The 18,262-nt window shown below is 34.2% G+C and carries 19 protein-coding genes; 7 read left to right on the forward strand and 12 right to left on the reverse strand.

The window, feature by feature from the left end:
• Nucleotides 1–41 precede the first annotated feature (41 nt).
• The 6 genes from cobC to AC3E9W_RS13265 all read right to left on the reverse strand — a co-directional run bounded on the left by cobC (nt 42) and on the right by AC3E9W_RS13265 (nt 5,060).
• Complete coding sequence (gene cobC, locus AC3E9W_RS13240) at nt 42–575, reverse strand: alpha-ribazole phosphatase (protein ID WP_488768722.1); 534 nt, start codon at nt 573–575, stop codon at nt 42–44.
• Nucleotides 560–1,357 (reverse strand): adenosylcobinamide-GDP ribazoletransferase, encoded by a 798-nt coding sequence (locus AC3E9W_RS13245; RefSeq protein WP_488768723.1) that lies wholly within the window; start codon nt 1,355–1,357, stop codon nt 560–562. Before AC3E9W_RS13245 ends, cobC begins: the two co-directional genes overlap by 16 nt.
• Nucleotides 1,358–1,745: 388 nt before the next feature.
• The gene (tnpA, locus tag AC3E9W_RS13250; protein ID WP_488768724.1) at nt 1,746–2,189 is read right to left on the reverse strand and encodes an IS200/IS605 family transposase; all 444 of its coding nucleotides are present in this window, start codon (nt 2,187–2,189) and stop codon (nt 1,746–1,748) included.
• Nucleotides 2,190–2,255: 66 nt separating this feature from the next.
• Nucleotides 2,256–3,935: a nicotinate-nucleotide--dimethylbenzimidazole phosphoribosyltransferase gene (cobT, locus tag AC3E9W_RS13255; protein WP_488768725.1), complete on the reverse strand. Its 1,680-nt coding sequence runs from the start codon at nt 3,933–3,935 to the stop codon at nt 2,256–2,258.
• A 148-nt stretch (nt 3,936–4,083) separates the two neighbouring features.
• Nucleotides 4,084–4,593: a bifunctional adenosylcobinamide kinase/adenosylcobinamide-phosphate guanylyltransferase gene (gene cobU / locus AC3E9W_RS13260; protein ID WP_488768726.1), complete on the reverse strand. Its 510-nt coding sequence runs from the start codon at nt 4,591–4,593 to the stop codon at nt 4,084–4,086.
• A 104-nt stretch (nt 4,594–4,697) separates the two neighbouring features.
• Nucleotides 4,698–5,060 (reverse strand): C1orf53 family protein, encoded by a 363-nt coding sequence (locus tag AC3E9W_RS13265; RefSeq protein ID WP_488768727.1) that lies wholly within the window; start codon nt 5,058–5,060, stop codon nt 4,698–4,700.
• Between the two features lie 94 nt (nt 5,061–5,154).
• On the opposite strand from AC3E9W_RS13265, the gene AC3E9W_RS13270 reads away from it, so the two are divergent.
• The 4 genes from AC3E9W_RS13270 (at nt 5,155) to AC3E9W_RS13285 (ending at nt 8,754) form a co-directional block, all read left to right on the forward strand.
• Nucleotides 5,155–6,297 (forward strand): ABC transporter substrate-binding protein, encoded by a 1,143-nt coding sequence (locus AC3E9W_RS13270; protein WP_488768728.1) that lies wholly within the window; start codon nt 5,155–5,157, stop codon nt 6,295–6,297.
• Nucleotides 6,298–6,299: 2 nt separating this feature from the next.
• The gene (locus AC3E9W_RS13275) at nt 6,300–7,325 is read left to right on the forward strand and encodes an iron ABC transporter permease (RefSeq protein ID WP_306158979.1); all 1,026 of its coding nucleotides are present in this window, start codon (nt 6,300–6,302) and stop codon (nt 7,323–7,325) included.
• 142 nt (nt 7,326–7,467) lie between these two features.
• Nucleotides 7,468–7,881, forward strand: coding sequence for a GxxExxY protein (locus AC3E9W_RS13280; RefSeq protein ID WP_488768729.1), 414 nt, complete (start codon nt 7,468–7,470; stop codon nt 7,879–7,881).
• Nucleotides 7,882–7,977: 96 nt separating this feature from the next.
• The gene (locus tag AC3E9W_RS13285) at nt 7,978–8,754 is read left to right on the forward strand and encodes an ABC transporter ATP-binding protein (RefSeq protein ID WP_488768730.1); all 777 of its coding nucleotides are present in this window, start codon (nt 7,978–7,980) and stop codon (nt 8,752–8,754) included.
• Nucleotides 8,755–8,863: 109 nt separating this feature from the next.
• On the opposite strand, the gene AC3E9W_RS13290 is transcribed toward AC3E9W_RS13285, so the two are convergent.
• The 3 genes from AC3E9W_RS13290 to AC3E9W_RS13300 all read right to left on the reverse strand — a co-directional run bounded on the left by AC3E9W_RS13290 (nt 8,864) and on the right by AC3E9W_RS13300 (nt 10,154).
• On the reverse strand, nt 8,864–9,319 hold the full coding sequence (locus AC3E9W_RS13290; protein ID WP_488768731.1) for a tRNA (cytidine(34)-2'-O)-methyltransferase: 456 nt from the start codon (nt 9,317–9,319) through the stop codon (nt 8,864–8,866).
• A gap of 74 nt (nt 9,320–9,393) precedes the next feature.
• Nucleotides 9,394–9,966, reverse strand: a complete 573-nt coding sequence (locus AC3E9W_RS13295) for a pseudouridine synthase (protein ID WP_306158970.1) — start codon at nt 9,964–9,966, stop codon at nt 9,394–9,396.
• A 44-nt stretch (nt 9,967–10,010) separates the two neighbouring features.
• On the reverse strand, nt 10,011–10,154 hold the full coding sequence (locus AC3E9W_RS13300) for a hypothetical protein (protein ID WP_488768733.1): 144 nt from the start codon (nt 10,152–10,154) through the stop codon (nt 10,011–10,013).
• 207 nt (nt 10,155–10,361) lie between these two features.
• On the opposite strand from AC3E9W_RS13300, the gene AC3E9W_RS13305 reads away from it, so the two are divergent.
• The 3 genes from AC3E9W_RS13305 to AC3E9W_RS13315 all read left to right on the forward strand — a co-directional run bounded on the left by AC3E9W_RS13305 (nt 10,362) and on the right by AC3E9W_RS13315 (nt 15,401).
• A complete protein-coding gene (locus AC3E9W_RS13305; protein WP_456897247.1) occupies nt 10,362–10,736 on the forward strand; it encodes a hypothetical protein in 375 nt (124 codons plus the stop codon).
• 153 nt (nt 10,737–10,889) lie between these two features.
• Nucleotides 10,890–11,642 (forward strand): SDR family NAD(P)-dependent oxidoreductase, encoded by a 753-nt coding sequence (locus AC3E9W_RS13310; RefSeq protein ID WP_306158966.1) that lies wholly within the window; start codon nt 10,890–10,892, stop codon nt 11,640–11,642.
• A 300-nt stretch (nt 11,643–11,942) separates the two neighbouring features.
• Nucleotides 11,943–15,401 carry a T9SS type A sorting domain-containing protein gene (locus tag AC3E9W_RS13315; protein WP_488768734.1) on the forward strand — a complete coding sequence of 1,153 codons (3,459 nt, stop codon included), beginning with the start codon at nt 11,943–11,945 and terminating at the stop codon, nt 15,399–15,401.
• A gap of 50 nt (nt 15,402–15,451) precedes the next feature.
• On the opposite strand, the gene AC3E9W_RS13320 is transcribed toward AC3E9W_RS13315, so the two are convergent.
• The 3 genes from AC3E9W_RS13320 to AC3E9W_RS13330 are packed head-to-tail and all read right to left on the reverse strand — an operon-like array spanning nt 15,452 to nt 18,228.
• Complete coding sequence (locus AC3E9W_RS13320; protein WP_488768735.1) at nt 15,452–15,961, reverse strand: MepB family protein; 510 nt, start codon at nt 15,959–15,961, stop codon at nt 15,452–15,454.
• Nucleotides 15,962–16,006: 45 nt separating this feature from the next.
• On the reverse strand, nt 16,007–17,716 hold the full coding sequence (locus AC3E9W_RS13325; protein WP_488768736.1) for a hypothetical protein: 1,710 nt from the start codon (nt 17,714–17,716) through the stop codon (nt 16,007–16,009).
• The gene (locus AC3E9W_RS13330; RefSeq protein WP_235831011.1) at nt 17,713–18,228 is read right to left on the reverse strand and encodes an RNA polymerase sigma factor; all 516 of its coding nucleotides are present in this window, start codon (nt 18,226–18,228) and stop codon (nt 17,713–17,715) included. The genes AC3E9W_RS13325 and AC3E9W_RS13330 overlap by 4 nt, the downstream gene beginning before the upstream one ends.
• Nucleotides 18,229–18,262: the final 34 nt, after the last annotated feature.

Raw genomic sequence — 18,262 nt, forward strand, 5'->3', positions numbered from 1 at the left:
AATTTCTTTTGCGTTTCATGAAAAATTATAAATAATTTGCTCTAAAAATCAATTTTTATAACTTCTCCGAAATCTACTTTATTATTAAATGCCTCTTTTAGCGGAAGCGAAGTCTGATGACATAAAATACTTCTGATGATTCCGGCATGTGCAACAATGATGACAGGCTGATCTATTTTTAAGATTTTTTCAGATAAAAAATGTCCGACTCTTTCATGCAATTCAACAAAAGATTCCCCGTTGGAAACTTTGATGTTTACAAAATCTTCCATCCACGGATTGAGTTCCTCGGGCGGAATTTCATTCCAATTTTTTAACTCCCAATCTCCAAAATTCATTTCTTTTAAGCGTTCGTCTTCCTGATATGAAATAGCTTTAATATTGTTTTGAATGTGTTTAGCTAAAACCACACAACGCTTTAACGGACTAGAAAAAATAGCTGCTTCTGAAGGTAATTCTGAAATAATTCTGCTGAAGATTTCATTAAACGGTTCAGCAATATCCACATCAGATTGTCCATAGCAGATTCCTTTTTCGCAAATGGTTTCGGTATGGCGAACTAAATAAATTTCCATAAAAATAAGATACTTAAGTAAAAGACCACTTCACAAACCTGCTGTGTGGCGCCAAGACAATCTCCAGTATATCCGTCGATCCATTTTTGAAAATATCGAGCTAGAAAATATCTTGTTATAAAAACGGGAATAATGGCTAAAAGTAATTTCAAATCAAAATAAGAAAATACAATGAGCGGAATTAAACCAAAAAAGAAAGAACCCAAAACTTCTTTCCAAGTATATTGTTTGGCAATAGGTTTGCTTTTGCTCGAAGCATCTTCTCGAGAATATTCATGTGTAAAAATAATACTTATCGCTGCCAAACGACTCAAAGAATGAGCAGAAATAAATAAAAGAAAAATTTTTAAAACTGCCTCAGAATCGTAAACTTGAAATAGTAAAATAGATTCTGAAAGCAATTCAAATTTTAATAAAAAAAGCAAAACCAATCCGATGGCTCCGTAAGCACCAATGGCGCTGTCTTTCATAATCATTAATATTTTTTCTTTGGTCCATCCTCCTCCAAAACCGTCACAGACATCGGCAAATCCGTCTTCATGAAAAGCGCCCGTTGTTAAAATAGAAGCAATGATCGCTAATATTACAGCTGCATCTGTAGAGAGAAATAGGGCAAATGCAGAATAAACAAAAAATGAAATGCTCCCAACAAGCCATCCAATAAAAGGAAAATATCTTGTGGCTTTATTTAAATAATCTGGATGATGTGTAATGTTTTTTGGGCATGGAATTCTGGTGTAAAACATCAAACAGGTAAAGAAAATATGTAGTTCTTTTTTCATTGATTTATAATTATTTGGCTAAAGCCCTCTTAGGAGCAAATTTATGACCTCCAGATAAATCTGGAGGCAATTCAAAAATAAAATTTTAAAAAATTGTTTTGATGAATTGCCAACATCTTTAGATGTTGGTTTTTATATTGCTGTTTAAGAAAGGCTTTAGCCAAATTTATTTCTATTAAAGTCGTGTGTGTTTGGCTAAAGCCTTTTGGAATGCCAGTATTTTGTTCCAACATCTAAAGATGTTGGCAATTCATTTTTTTAATTTTTCATTGATTGGAATTAAAAACTCAACAGATGTAAAAACTATTTCTTAAATTAAAATTATGGAATAAATTTGAATTGCCTCCAGATTTATCTGGAGGTCGAGATTGTGTCAAAGAATTAGCCTTTAGCCAAACTTTGAAGATTTGCTAAATCCAAATTTGATAATAAATTCTTCATATTCTTCTTGAAATGTTTTCTTTTTATGATGCTCTTCCTGATTTTTGATATAATCTCGAACTTTATCTACAATAGATTCTGAAACTGAGACAGCAAAATACTCATCCTGCCATTCAAATTTATCTATCGTTAATTGATTTTTATTAATCCAATATGAAGATTCTCCTTTTAAAAGTTGTACTGTTTTTTGAATAGTTTGATCTGTTCCTAAAGAAATCAAACAATGACAATGGTCAGTATATCCGTTAATAAAGTCAAGATAAATATCTTTTTTCAGCGCATTCTCTTTTATATGTTGCCATACTTTTTGCCGGAGGTCGATTGAATTTAGAAATGGAAATCTGTTTTTTGTGCTCCAAACACAATGAATATAGACTTTGGTAAATGGCATGTATAATATATTTTAATAATTTTGATTTTGTCAATCAAAGGTATTAAAATTAAACACAAAAGTAATTTATTTCCTACTAATCCCCGCGCTTTCAAAACTAGCCATTTCATTCAAAAAAGCCTCAGCCGATTTCAAAATTGGGAAAGCAACAGCGCAGCCAGTACCTTCTCCTAATCGCAAATCTAAATTTAAAATTGGTTTTGCTTCAAGATATTTTAGCAATCCAGAATGCGCTTTTTCCGCAGAACAGTGGCAGAAAATAACATTTTGCCTGATGTTCGGATTCATTTTATACGCAATTAAATAAGCAACCGTACAAATAAAACCATCAACCAGAATCAACATTTTATTTTCAAAAGCTTCAAGCATACCGCCAGCCATTTGAAGAATTTCAAAACCTCCAAAATAAGAAAGCTGCGATAGCATTTCGGCTTGACCAGAATAATTATCAATTGCTTTTTTGAGCAAGTTTTGTTTCAGAAGTAGTTTTTCGTTTTCAACTCCAGTTCCCTTTCCGATACATTTTTCAATAGGAAAACCAGTTAAAAGGCTCATTAAAACAGAAGCGGTTGAAGTATTTCCAATTCCCATTTCTCCAAAGCCAATACAATTAGAGCCCGATTTTGCAATATTTTCGACAATCGATTTTCCTTTCTCGAAACACAATTGAAATTCAGCTTCGCTCATCGCGGGAACATGCAGAAAAGACTGCGTTCCTTTAGCAATTTTAGTATCGATTAATTTTGCGTTTGTTGGGAAATCGTAATTTACTCCAGCGTCTACAATGGATAATTCGATGTTGTTTTGTTTGCAGAATATGTTTATGGCAGCGCCGCCTTCCAGAAAATTGGTCACCATTTGTCGCGTAACGTCTTGCGGATAGTCGCTTACGCCATGATTTGCAATTCCGTGATCGGCAGCAAAAACGACAATATTTGGATTGATAATTTTCGGATTCAAAGTTTCAAAAACCGATGCCATCTGAAAAGCCAAAGATTCTAAAGTGCCCAAAGAACCAACAGGTTTAGTTTTAGAATCTATTTTTTCCTGTAAAAGAGAATGAAAATCTGATTTGTTTTCGGTTTTGTTTTCTGATTTTAAATCCAAATCAGGAATAGCTATTGAATGAATTTCTTTAATTTCAGAACAAATAGGAGCTTCAGATTTTTGTTTCCAATGCAATTGCTGCAGCATTGGCTGATTGTTATAATTAGTAGCTGGTTTTCCAATGCAGAAATAACCAAGCGGTTCTATATTTTCGGGTAAATCGAGGATTTTTTTAAATTGATAATAATTTAAAATCGAAACCCATCCCATTCCGTAACCTTGTTCTGTCAGCGAAAGCCAGATATTCTGCGCTGCACAAACTGAACTGAATTTTACAGCTTCGTTGCTGCCAATAGTTCCAATCGTAAACTGATTTAAAACAGAACGGTCATAAGCAATGATAAGTCCGATTGGCGCTTCTTCAATTGCTTCCAGTTTAAGCGATCTGTAAAGTTCTTTCTGTTCAGGATTGTCAGTGCGTTCTTCGGCTTTTTTATTGTAATCTAAAAAGAGCTTTTTGATAGACGTTTTAACCTCATCCGATTTAATAAGATAATATCTTGTAGCATCAGTCAGTCCGACCGACGGAGCCCAATGTCCAGCTTGCAGTGCTTTCTGAATTACTTCGTCGGGCACTTCATCGGCAGTAAAATGTCGGGTGTCGCGGCGTGATTTTAATATATCGTCTAAATGGCTCATTCTTCTAAATTCCAATTTTTTAAATTCCAAATTCCAAATCCGAAAATGGAAAAGTTCTAGTAAAGATAAAGTATAGCTTTGGAATTTGGAATTTAAAACTTGGAATTTACTTTTAAGTTATTGGAATTTGGAATTTCTGTATTGGAATTTAACCTTTTATTTTAACCGGAATCCCAGAAACCATCAATACAACTTCATCAGCATTAGCCGCAATAAATTGATTCATCCAACCTTGAAGTTCGACAAATTTTCTTCCGATATGAGTTTCGGCATGCACACCCATTCCGATTTCATTTGTTACAATTATGATATTGGCATTTTGGTGTTTAGCAATTTCAAGGAATTCTTTTTTGGCTTCTTCTAAACTTAAAGCCACATCGTTTTTAGTGTCAACAAAAAAATTAGTCAGCCAAAGCGTTACACAGTCAATCAAGGCCGTTTTTCCAGAAAAATCAATTTCACTTAGATATTTTTCTTTTTCAATATTAGTCCAATGTTCGTCTCTTTCCTGCTGATGGCGATCAATTCGATTTTGAAAATCAGCGTCCCATTTTCTGGCAGTTGCAACATATAAAGGAGAATTAGAAAGTTCTAAAGCCAATTTCTGAGCATAACTGCTTTTTCCAGAACGTTCGCCACCGGTTATCAAGTAAATCATTTTGATTAATTATAAGTTTTTGAATTATGAATTATGAGTTCTGCCAAGTTATAAATTTAATTAAGATCACTAACTCATAACTTATAATTTATAACTCATAACTGCTAATAAGGACAATGTCGGCAGTTATTTCCGCAGCAAATTCCTCTTTTTAGATGAAACCAAGCTTTAAAAACATAATTGCCATTTTCAATATAATAATCGATCCCTTCAATTAAATTATCAGATTTAGGCAAAAACATAGCCTTATTATTAAGAGCCTTTTTGGGAGTTACAGTTTCGACATAAGCATCAATTTTATCTTCGCAAGCTTCCTTAAAGCAAGCAGGACAAAGACAATCGCCTCCGTCTGAAAGATTGAAAATAGGTGGGAAATCATTACACCAGCACTTATTTTCGGGTGAAGTGTCGCCGCAGGAAAAAGCGGTTTCACAACTGGAGCAGATTTTTGTTTTTGGTACATTCATCAAATAAAAGGCTATTTGTTTAAATTTGTAGGAATAAAGGTAAACAAAAAAAATAGAAATTGATTTACCTTTGTGACCACACAAAACATTAAACATGAAATATTTTTTCCATAAATTACAAGTCGTTTTTTTACTTTTTATTGTAATCAGCTGTAAAAAAAATGAAACGCAAGATACTGTAAAATCTATTGCTGCCAAAGAAAGTATCGAATTTGCATCGGGACTTTCCATTGTAAAAAACGAAGGTTATTCGATTGTGAAAGTTAGCAATCCGTGGCCAAATGCTAAGGGAAAATTCACTTATATTTTAGAAGAAAAAGAAGCGCTAATTCCAGATAGCTTAAAAAAATATCCTTCGATAAAAGTTCCTCTCGAAACAATTGTGGTCACTTCAACGACCAATATTCCTTTTTTAGAAATGCTGGAAGTGGAGAATAAATTGGTCGGATTTCCGCATACTGATTATATTTCTTCTGAAAAAACGAGAGCATTAATTGATAAAGGTTCTGTGAAAAACGTTGGACAAAATGAAAAATTGAATATTGAACAATTAATCGAATTGTCACCCAATTTGATTGTTACTTTTGGTATTGATAACAATAATCCGATGCTGGATAATCTTAAAAAAAGCGGATTGAATGTATTGATTCAGGGTGATTGGATGGAACAATCTCCGCTTGGAAAAGCAGAATGGATTAAATTGTACGGCGCTTTGTTCGGAAAAGAAGCTAAAGCGAAAGAGCTGTTTGATAAAATAGTAGACAGTTACAATCAAGCAAAAAAACTGGTTCATGATAAGCCTGCAACTTCGAAGGTTTTATATGGTACGATGTACGAAGATGTATGGTATGTTGCAAAAGGAAACAGCTGGGTTGCGCAGTTTATGAAAGATGCCAAATCTAATTATTTATGGGCTGATCTAGAGGGGACAGGAAGCGAAGGTTTGTCTTTTGAAAAAGTTTTGGATAAAGCGAAAGATGCCAATGTATGGATTGCGTCGGGCTCTTTTAGAAGTTTGGACGAATTGCAAAAAGCAAATCCGCATTATGCCGAATTTGATGCTTTTAAAAATAAAAGTGTTTACAATTTTGAAGGAAAACTGGGAGCAACAGGAGGGACGGTTTATTATGAATTGGCGCCAAGCCGACCAGATTTGGTTTTGAAAGATTATATTAAGATTTTCCATCCTGATTTATTGACGAGCTACGAATTTACTTTTGCTTCTAAACTGAATTAATTTTGGTAAGTAAAACACGAAATACCATTTTATTTGCCGTTTTGGCGTTAAGTCTTTTAGTAATGTTTTTTGCCAGCATTAGTTTAGGATCGGTTACCATTCCGCTAAAAGATGTTTTTGCCAGTTTAACGGGAGGGCATGCGGCAAAATCAACTTGGGAATATATTATTATCAATTACCGTTTGCCAAAAGCAATTACAGCCGTTTTAGTTGGAACGGGCCTTTCAATGAGCGGACTTTTGATGCAGACTTTATTTCGTAATCCGCTTGCTGGGCCTTATGTTTTAGGATTGAGTTCTGGCGCAAGTCTAGGCGTTGCTTTTGTGATTTTAGGAGCAGGATTTCTGCCTTCTTTTTTGAGTGTAATCGCACTGTCTTCTTACGGTATCGTTTTGGCTTCTACTTTAGGAAGTACTTTAGTTTTATTTCTGGTTTTAGTCGTTTCTCAGCGTTTGCGAGATACAATGGCAATTTTAATTGTCGGTTTGATGTTTGGAAGTTTTACAACCGCAATTGTAAGTGTTCTAACTTATTTTAGCACCGCAGAACAGCTGCAGAAATTTACTTTCTGGTCAATGGGAAATCTCGGAAACCTTTCTTGGACAACCATTGTGGTTTTGACATTCTGTGTTGGAATCGGATTGCTATTAAGTGCCAAAAGTATCAAACCTTTAAACGCATTGCTTCTTGGCGAAAACTATGCTAAAAGCATGGGATTAAATTTCAAACAAGCAAGGCTAATAATCATTTTCGCAACCAGCATTTTATCTGGAGCCATTACCGCATTTGCAGGACCAATTGCATTTGTTGGTTTAGCAGTTCCCCATATTGCAAAACTGACTTTTCAGACTAGTAATCATACCATATTATTCTGGAGCACTTTATTTTTCGGATCTATCATAATGCTGTTTTGTGATATTGTCTCACAAATGCCCGGCTTTGACGTAACACTTCCAATAAATGCAGTTACTTCTATAATTGGCGCACCGGTTGTGGTTTGGCTTTTAGTTAGAAAAAGAAATATTTAGGTAAAAACCTACAAAGCTTACTATCTTTAATTTTTAAACACATAGAGACATAGATTTAGAAAGCTTAGTAAAGGCGTTTCACTTTTTTGAAATAAACATAGCCTTTGCGGTAATTTAAAAAGTGTCATTAAAATTGAAGGTAATGATTACACAGAAATATTTAGATGAATTAAGTTTTAATGTAATTGGTGCATGTATTGAAGTGCATAAAGCTATTGGAAAAGGATTGCTAGAAAGTGTTTATCACGAATGTTTGAAAGAAGAACTGAGTTATCGCAGAATAAATTTTTTTACAGAAATGAATGTGCCATTGATTTACAGAGATAAAGAATTAAGCGCGAATTTAAAATGTGATTTATTTATTGAAAACTGTTTAGTTCTAGAATTGAAAGCCTCATCAGAACTAAATCCTATATATGAAGCACAATTAATGACTTATATGAAACTTTTAAAAGCGCCAAAGGGAATTCTAATTAACTTTAATTGCTTTAATATCTTCAAAGAAGGCCAGAAGACATTTGTAAATGAATATTTTAAATTATTGCCAAAGTTTTAAGCTCAAAGGCTATGTGTTAATTTACAAGTAAATTTTCAGTTTAACTTTCAGAGAAAAAATAAAATCTATGTTTCTATGTGTTAAAAAATATCCGCAATGAAAACAATTCTATCGACTTCAAATTTAAATATTGGATATAAATCCAAGAAAGGTGTTACGACTATTGCTGAGAACCTCAATCTAAATTTAGCTTCGGGAAAATTAATTACTTTAATAGGAGCAAACGGAATAGGGAAGTCAACGCTACTGAGAACCATTACTGGAATTCAAAAGCCACTGTCAGGAAATGTTTATTTGAATGAAAGAAAGATTTCTGATTATCAGCCTTTAGAATTGGCGCAGAATCTGAGTTTGGTTTTAACCGAAAAACTGCCGCCAAGTAATCTGTCTGTTTTTGAATTAGTGGCTTTAGGCCGTCAGCCTTATACCAATTGGGTCGATAAATTGTCTGATGAAGATATCACGAAAGTTCAGGATGCAATGAGGCTAACTCAAATCGAACATTTGGCTTCAAAAAAGCATTTTCAGATTAGCGACGGACAATTGCAGAAAGCTTTAATTGCACGAGCTTTGGCGCAAGATACGCCATTGATAATACTAGACGAACCAACAACACATTTAGATTTACTGCACAAAGTTTCTTTATTCAAACTATTGAAGAAACTGACTCAGGAAACACAAAAATGCATTTTATTCTCCACTCACGATATTGATCTAGCCATTCAGCTAAGCGACGAAATGATTATGATGACACCAGAAAATATAGTGCAAGATGAGCCTTGCAATTTAATTTCGAATGGAAGTTTCAGCAATTTATTCAAAGACGAACATATTGTTTTTGATGCTGAAAAAGGAAAGTTTATTGTGAGTTAGGAATTTTTTGTTGACCTGCAAGGTTTTAGAAACCTTGTAGGTCTGAATTGCATTTACGAATTTATAAACACCTACAAGGTTTCTAAAACCTTGCAGGAGTTCGAAACAGTTATTTTTTCAATCCAATTTGTCTCTTTGCTTCTCCAATTACAAATGCAACCGAATTGGCAATATTAAAACTGCGAATAAGCGGAGACATCGGGATTGTTAAGTGATTTTCGAATTTCTCCATAAACTCCTTGCTCAACCCCACACTTTCTTTTCCAAAAACCAGCCAGTCGCCATCTTGAAATTCCGTTTCCAAATAGGACTTTTCAGAGTGCGAACTCATTAAAAATACACGCGAATGATCTGGAATTTGTGCAATCCATTCTCCTACATTTTGATATTCTGTTACATCAAGATGAACCCAATAATCCAATCCCGAACGTTTCAGGTTTTTGTCGTTAATTACAAATCCGAACGGATGAATTAAATGAAGTCGGCTTTCTGTACCAACGCACAATCTTCCGATATTTCCGGTATTATTTGGTATTTCTGGTTCTACAAGAACTACGTTTAGCATCTTTTTGAGTTATGAATTATAAATTATGAGTTATGAATTGAATTATCTAATTATCAAATTGACACATTATCTAATTAATTATCTAATTCAAAATCGGAAACTTCACGCACTTCACCTGCTTTTAGGTTTTGCAAATATACGTTTCCTATTCGAACACGAACCAGACGAAGAGTCGGAAAACCAACTGCAGCAGTCATTTTTCGAACCTGGCGAAATTTACCTTCACGAACTGTAATAGAAGCCCAAGAAGTCGGGCCGTGGCGTTCGTCTCTGATTTTTTTTGCTCTAGGACCAAAATCAGGAATCTCGGTTACCATAGAAGCTTTACAGCGTTTGGTTTTGTATTTTCCACCGTCAAGGCCAATTTCGACACCATTTTGCAATTTTTCAATGGCTTCTGGCGTAATTATGCCATCAACCTGAACGTAATATTCTTTGTCTACTTTTTTGCTGCGAACCAATTCGCTCATATTGCCATCAGTAGTCAGCAAAAGCAAACCTTCAGAATCTTCATCCAATCTTCCAATTGCCATAGTTCCTTCAGGAAAATCATGTAGTTCGCCCAAAAGCTTTTTCTTTCTTTTTAATTCATAAATAAATTGGCTTAAGTAGCCGTAAGGTTTAAAAAGAATGAAGTGTCGGTGCATTTTTTATTTTTTTGCAAAGATAGTTTCTTTAAAATTAAATCTCGTTACAGCTTTTGCGATTTCATTTTTTTCAGCCATTGGTATACAAACCAGATTACGGTAACGATAAAAACGCCGATTAAAATAGCGTAATAGTTTTCGAAAAATTCATGAAAATAGCTTCCGACTAAAATATAAGCAGAAGCCATACAAAGTTTGATCAAGATGAATTAAGAATTAGACCAGCTGGTTTTTATTTGGAAGAAATTCATAATAATTAGTTTGTTAAGTTGCTTTAAATAAAGATAATAAAATAAAATGCAGGTGGCAATTATAAAAGAAAAGCAATCTGAAGTCATAATTTTTTCGGAGTCAGAATTCGTAATATTATAAATTAAATTTAAAATGAAATTGTTATGGAAACGAATAATTTAGGAACCAAAAAGATAAACGGAACGCAGAAAAATATTGACGAATCTAAAGGAAAAAACGTTTCGCACGATGATGAATTAAAAGATGCAAAATTGAACAGAGAATTGATAACAGATAGAGATGGCGATAAAAAGATTGTCGAAAGAGCTAGAAATGAAAATGAAGATATTCATAAAGCTGTGCATCAAACCAATCCGGATAATCCAAATTCGAATCGTGGAGTAAAAACAGATGAAGAGGCTGAGAAAACCGTAGAGAATAAAGATCGCAACTCTGATATTACTGCAAACCGATATCCAAACTCACATCCCGATAATCATAAGGATCGCGGGAATATGAAATTGGATGAAGACGAATAAGACAATACGAAATTTTCAGCAAAATCGAGTCAATTTAGTATCAAATAACATAACATTAGCGGTAAGCGTTAATGTTATTGTAAACTCTTTTTAAAGCTTCTGTATCCCTTGAGTTCTTCGTAAATTAGAGGAATCAATTTAAAAATATATAAAATGGCACTTTTAGAAAATAAAGTAGCTTTTGTATCTGGCGGAGGATCTGGAATCGGTCGCGCAGTTGCAGAAGCGTACGCTCGAGAAGGAGCAAAAGTTGTAGTATCTGATATAAATGTTGAGCACGGTGAAGAAACCGTCAATAAAATAAAAGAAAAGGGCGGAGAAGCTTTTTTTGTAAAAGGAGATTCGTCGAGTGCTAGCGACAATAAACATATGGTTGAGGTTACGGTTTCAAAATATGGTCGTTTGGATATTGCCTGCAACAATGCAGGAATGGGAGGGCCAGCTAAACCAACGGGAGAATATGAGCCTGAAGCTTGGGACAAAGTTATTGCGCTAAACTTAAACGGTGTTTTTTATGCTTGTCGTTACCAATTGGAACAAATGGAGAAAAACGGAGGAGGAAGCATCGTAAATATCGCTTCGATTCACGGACAAGTCGCGGCTCCACTTAGTCCAGCATATACAGCTTCTAAACACGCTGTTGTTGGTTTAACAAAAAATATAGCGGTAGAATATGCACAGAAAAATATTCGATGCAACGCTGTTGGACCTGGCTATATTGAAACAGCGCTTTTAAAAGATAATTTAAATAAAGAAATGATGCAGGCCGTGGCAGCAAAATCTGCAATGAACCGTTTAGGAACCGCAGAAGAAATTGCCGAACTGGTAACATTTCTAAGTTCTGAAAAATCTTCTTTCACCACAGGAAGTTATATTATAGCCGATGGAGGTTATACAGCAGTTTAGTATTTATTAGAGTAAATAACATAAACAATTGGAAGAGCAGTAAGCGCAAGTTTGCTGCTTTTTTTAGTTTAAAATCCTGCTATATTTGTAGGAAGTAAAGTGTTTGTTGATGTTTTTGAGTTTTGAATAATGTTTTATAATAGCTGTTTTTTGTTGATTTTATTTTATAATCTTTAATGATGTGTTAAGCTTTATTGAATTATATTGATAAATAAGTAAACGTTAAATTTATGTTTTTGTAATATTGGCTTAACTTTAAAGGCTCTAAATTTGACTTCTAAAAACTCTATTTTTTAACGTATGAAAAAACTTTACTTTTCGCGCCATCTTTTGGCCCTTTTATGTTTTTTTGGCTTTTTTTCGGGAGATCTTTTTGCTCAGACAAATCCAGCACCGCAAGACATACCGTATTTTCAAAATTTTAATGGATTAGGAGCAAGTTCAACTACCTTTCCAGATGGTTTTCAAGGTTGGAATGCTAGTACACCTACAAGTTCTGGTATAACAACACCTTCAGATTTTACGACAACAGTTCTGTCAGACAAAGCTCTCACGGCTAGTGGTTCGGCAACTTCCGCAAGCGGGAATATTTATAATTATAACCAAAAAATAGGTTTTTTGAATGCAGGAAGTTATCTTGATCAGTCAATAGTTCTTGCTTTAGATGCTAATAATGATACAGGAATACAAGTGGAATATGATGTTATCGTAATTCGTAATCCATATGGCACAGTTAGCGGTACAACTGCAAATTCTCGTATTAACGAGATGACTTTACAATATCGTGTGGGCCAGACAGGAAATTTTAAAAACTTACCAGAAACTTTTTTTCTTAATAATACAACAACACGTATAAAGGAAGCCGATCCTCTCCAAACAGGACATATAAAAGTAACACTACCAGCAGAATGTGATAATCAGCCAATAGTGCAAATAAGATGGTTAACAAGACAGGTTTCAGGGGGAGGTTCTCGTCCTGCTTTTGCAATTGAGGATGTTACTGTTAAAAAAGATATATTTGAACCAACAAATATTACAGGTTATCCAAAAACAGCTAATGTTTTAGGCGAAAGTTTCGACTTTATTAATAAAATTGACGAAGCAGGAAAAACATACTACATTCTATTGCCAGCAGGAAGTGCAGAACCAACAGTTGCACAAATAAAAGCGGGGCAAGATTCAAATGGAGTGGCAGCTTTGCAATCAGGAATTTTTGATGTTACAAATTCATCTCTGGAATATGTAAAAAGTTTTGCAGGGTTGACTTTAAATACCGCCTATTCTATTTTTTCTATCTCAGAAGATATCGCTGGAAATATTCAGGCATCGGTTAATAAACTAGATGTTACAACTTTAAATGTAATGCCTCCTGCAATATCTCCATCTGTTACTGTATTGAATTTAGGAGGAACGGAACCTAATTTTGATGCTTTAATTAAAAATTACCAAATTGGAGCTTCAGATCTTACTGCAAATGTAGTGGTTACTGCATCTGGAAATTTTACAATTTCAAAAGATAATGCGGTATTCTCATCATCTCTAACATTTGTTCCTACTGATTTTGATTCTGGCGCAACTCCAACAGTTTATGTAAAATTCACTCCAACTTCAGTGGGCAGTTTTACTGGCACAATAACTCATGAAACAACAGGAGGCTCAACGAAGACTGTTAATTTAACAGCTCTCGGGGTAAATCCTTTTGTGCAGAACTTTGATGATCCAAATGTTTTTGTAAACAGCAATTGGGTACAATACAATGAGGCTGGGCCTATAAACAAATGGTCACATACAACTCAAACAAGAAATGTTAATTCAGGAACTGGAGCGGTTTTAGTAAACGGATATTCGGATAGTGGAGCAAGTAAAGATTGGTTGATTTCTCCAAGATTGCGTTTAGATAGTTTTAGCCAAATTCCATTGTTATCTTTTTATTCTCGTAAATTCTATGAGGGCCCTTCTTTAAAATTAATGGTTTCTGCTAATTATGATGGAGTAAGCGATCCAAATACAGCACATTGGATCGAGCTAGAGGGTAAATTTCCAGGTATTACAGGAACTTACGCAAAATCTGAAAATATAAACCTAACGGCTTATAAAACCAATCATACCTATTTGGCTTGGGTTTACGAAACAGCTTCTGGTGGAAGTGGAAACGCGGCAGAATGGTCTTTTGATGATTTTGCGGTTACAAATGAGTCACAATATCTGGATTCGAATCCACGTTTAGATTTTGCAGATGTAAGCCCAAATTCGGTTTCTGCGAGTCAGTCTTTTGTTTTTAATGCTGTAGGCTATGGCGATATTACTATTACAGTGCCAGCTCCGTTCCAGTTATCAGCAGATAACATTTCATTTTCATCAAGTATTATCGTTCCTGCTGCAGATGCAGAAGCAGGGAAGACAGTTTATGCACGATTTGCTCCAACAACAAAAGAGCCAATGTTCTCGGAGGTATTAACTATTACAGGAACATCGCTTAACAAACAAATTGGTTCGTTTATGGGTTCTTCTATATTAAAAGAAGATACTTTTGATGTTGTAACTTATAACGTATCGTTTTTTGGATCAGAAGTAATAGGCAGTAACGGAGAAGAATTTGGTCCTGTAAACGATCCATTGCAAATTGAGAATGTGGCCAAAGTGATGAATAAATTAAATGCTGATGTTTATGCGCTTCAAGAAGTCTCAGATGATCCTTCAATTGATATTTTAATTCAAAAGATCAATGGGAACGGGAAAACGTATGATAAAGTCATTTGCACTTCATGGTCTTATTCTTGGAGACTTCCTGATCCAAAGTTTCCGCCACAGAAATTAGTTGTGCTTTACAATACGCAAACTACGTCTGTAAAAAACACAAAAGTATTGTTTAAAGAAGTTTATGACCAAATTCTTGATCACACTGTAGTATTGCCAAATTATCCGGGACCAGATAGTCCTCAAGAAAATGACGATAGCTTTTTCTCTTCTGGACGTCTACCGTATGTAGTAGAATTGGAAACGAATATTGGCGGTATTACAAAAAACATTACTTTGGTTGATCTTCATGCACGTGCAAACAGTGGAACTCAGATAATAAAATACGATCAGCGTAAATATGATGTTGAATACTTAAAAGATGCCTTAGATGCACAATACGCAGATACAAATCTTATTCTTTTAGGAGATTTGAATGACGATGTGAAAATGTGGGTTGGAAATTCAAGTACTCCATCATCATACCAAAAATTTGTGGATGATACAGCAAATTATAATGCATTGACATTAGGAATTAGCAACGCAGGTGCGGTTACGTATTTAAATTTTACTCCGCCAAGTTTCTTAGATCATATTATTGTTTCTAATGAATTATCAGATCAATATATTGCAAATTCTATTTGGGTTTATGATCCAAGAAATGATTTTGCAAATTATACCTCAACAACCTCAGATCATGCCCCAGTAATGGCTCGTTTCCAATTGAAACAAGACGTGCTTTCTACGCCTGATTTTGGTAAAAACAAATATTTCGTAAAAGCCTATCCAAATCCTGCTACAGATGTTTTAAATTTTGATATTAAAACAACGCAAGGAAGAGATTTAAAAATTAGATTGTACGATTTTAACGGACGCGCCATTGGAAACCCAATTAGCGTTAAAAATGAATCTGAAGTAAGTACAGCCGTTGTTGCGGTTAATAATCTAGTTTCTGGAGTTTATTTCTATACCGTTACAGAAAATAATAAAGTGATTTTTAAAGATAAAGTCATTAAGAAATAAAAGAATTTCTATAAAACACAAAAGGCAGTCATTTTAAGACTGCCTTTTTTTTATGAAAATATATTTTTGAATTCTTTTAAATCAATAATGCTTTGATCGGTAAAGTTATAGAAATGCTCTAACTGCCATTTTTGAGTTTTCTGCGCCTGTTTGCTTGTAGTTTCATTCCAAGGCGGATAAACTCTTGTAGCTCGAATTCCTTCTTTATTTGGAGTAGAAAAAATGCCTTTTTCTAAAAGTACTGTATTCGGAAAAACAAATTGTCCCCAATTTTCTTCTTTTCGCACATTAACAATTACAAAATCAATATTATCAGTAGAATCAAAAGGTTCAATAATTCCAGTTTTATTTCGTTTCCATAACGTCACAAACTGCCCTGTTTTGGTTGGCGTAATTTTCGCTTTACGATAACAAATATTTTTGCTGTTTAGCACAAAACGAAAAGCGCTATATTCTTCACTTTCGGTCTCTTTTTGCAAAGAAGCCAACTGCAATTCGGCTTTGTCAAAAATGATTTCTTTACTTAATACTAAATCAGCTGAAGCAGTAGTAATACTCATAGAAAGGAATTCTGAATTTTTTCTGAAAAGTACTGCAAATTCATTTTAGAAAGAAAAATTCAAACCAAAATTTAATCCCCATTGAAACTGGTTGAAAGACTGGCTGTTTAACGGATTGATATAATAATTTACGGCAGGCTCAACAAAAACATTCGTTTTCTTGTACACACGATACTGAACCGTACTGCTCAAAGTCGAACCATAAACGTAATCATTCGCATCGATGTTTTCTCCAATCGAATGTCCGTCTAGGGCAACATTATTAGAAATCAATTTACCTACAAAACCTCCCGTATTCAAATTAATGCTGGCTTTATTTTTATTGAAAATAGAATACGAAACTTCCAGCGGCATTTCTATATATCTTAAACTTTGATCCAAACTTCCACTCTGTACATTATCACTTTTCAAAGCTTCTTTTGTACTGTTAGAAACAAAAATATATTCCATACTTGCTACAGGAGCAGCGTCACTTGCTACAGAAGAAGCAGCGCCAGGAACAAAGAAAGCATTGTTTTTAGCATTTACATAAGAAACATTGGCAACACTTTGTCCTAATTCATTGAATTTTAGACCAGAACTAACAGCCCATTTTTTATTGATGTTGTATTTTGTTTTAACACCGTACGTACTAGATTGTTTAGAATCGTTTACGTTTCCTAAAGTTTTCTCGTTTTTAGTGTTTTCAGAACTGGCAACACCAGCAAAAACAGCAAGATTCCATCTTTCTTTTGGATCAATTTTTTTATCCTTTTTCTCTTTCTTGTCTTTCTCCACTTCTGGAGTTGAAATTCCTTTTTCTAAATTCTGAAGTTCTGCCAATTGTGCCGAATCAACTTTCGTTAAGGCATTACTATTAAACTTAGAATTATCTTTGAAGCCGTCGTTCAAGTTATTCTTTAAATTGTTTTTCAAATTATCTTTAGAATCGCCTTTAAATGCTAACTCTGCAGAAGTATTTTCGTAGACTGCTTTCGCTTTGGCTGTATTTTGTTTCGAAATATTGGCGTTTACATCTGAAGCTGAAGTATTAAAAGCAATATTTGAGTTGTTTTTAGCATTCAATTTTTCCTCAAAAATAGAGTTCGAAAGCTGTTTTTCTGTTTTAGAATTAAATTGTTTTGGTTTGCCAAATGCCACTCTTTCTTCAGAAACTCCTTTATAAGAAGATCTGTTAGGAGATTTAGCACTGTTTTCTAAAACAGATTTTTTAGAAGATTTCACAGCAGCTTTTTCTTCTGATGAAACAGAATTCTCAAATGCAATAGATTCGTTCGGAACATTGGCAGGACTTGGCGCACTGTATTTAGAATCTTTTTTATTGTTTTTGTTTGTAGAATTGGAATGTGCTACAGAAGTTTCTTCAACTTGGATTCCTGATCCTGTATTGAATTGATTTTTTATAGCAGAATTTTCGTTTAATGAATCAGCTGTTTTGCTGCTATTTCTATTTTGATCTAGATTTTTATTGTTAGCATCATCATTTGTCTTTTTGTCAAGAACAACACTATTTGTACTATTCTCTAAACCGCCGTTGTTAAGATTGATATTCTCAGGCGAAGCAGTAAAATGTAAAACTGTAGGCAGAAGCAACCCTAATAATAAGCATGCAGCAGCCGACCACCAAAGAACAACTCTCTTCTTCTTTTTAGGTTTGTCTAGTTTTTCTTCAATCTGACTCCATAATTCCGGTGGCGGAACAGTGGAAAAGTCTTCCATTGATGAAAAAATATCTTCTATTTTATGCTTCTTCATGCTGTTTTAAAATTTTTTATGCTCAAAATTCGCTTTTGTAATATATGTTTGGCGCGATTTAAATTTGATTTTGATGTTCCTTCGGAGATTTTTAATAGTTCGGCGATTTCCCGGTGTTTCATTTTTTCAAATACATACAAGTTAAAAACCGTCCGATATTGATCTGGTAAATCCCGAATATACTCTAGCAGTTTTTCCTGTTCTATCGGTATCGCTTCGAGTTCCTCTTCTTCGACAAAATCGGTGTCGGGATCAAAAACATCTAAAAAGAAACTCTCTTTTTTCTTTTTATTTAAAGTTTCGATGAGTTTATTTATAAAAATCCGTTTTAGCCAGCCCTCAAAACTTCCTTCAAACTTATACTGGCTTATTTTCTGAAAGGCAATTACAAAAGCTTCCTGAAAAACATCCTTCGCGTCATCTTCGTTCTTCATATACTTCAAACAGATACCATACAAAACAGGAGAGAACAGCTGATAAATTTTCAGCTGTCCCTCCCTGTCATTTTTCATGCACAGTTTGATGTATTTTTCTAACTCGTCTTTC

It is taken from the genome of Flavobacterium sp. 38 (assembly GCF_057799715.1).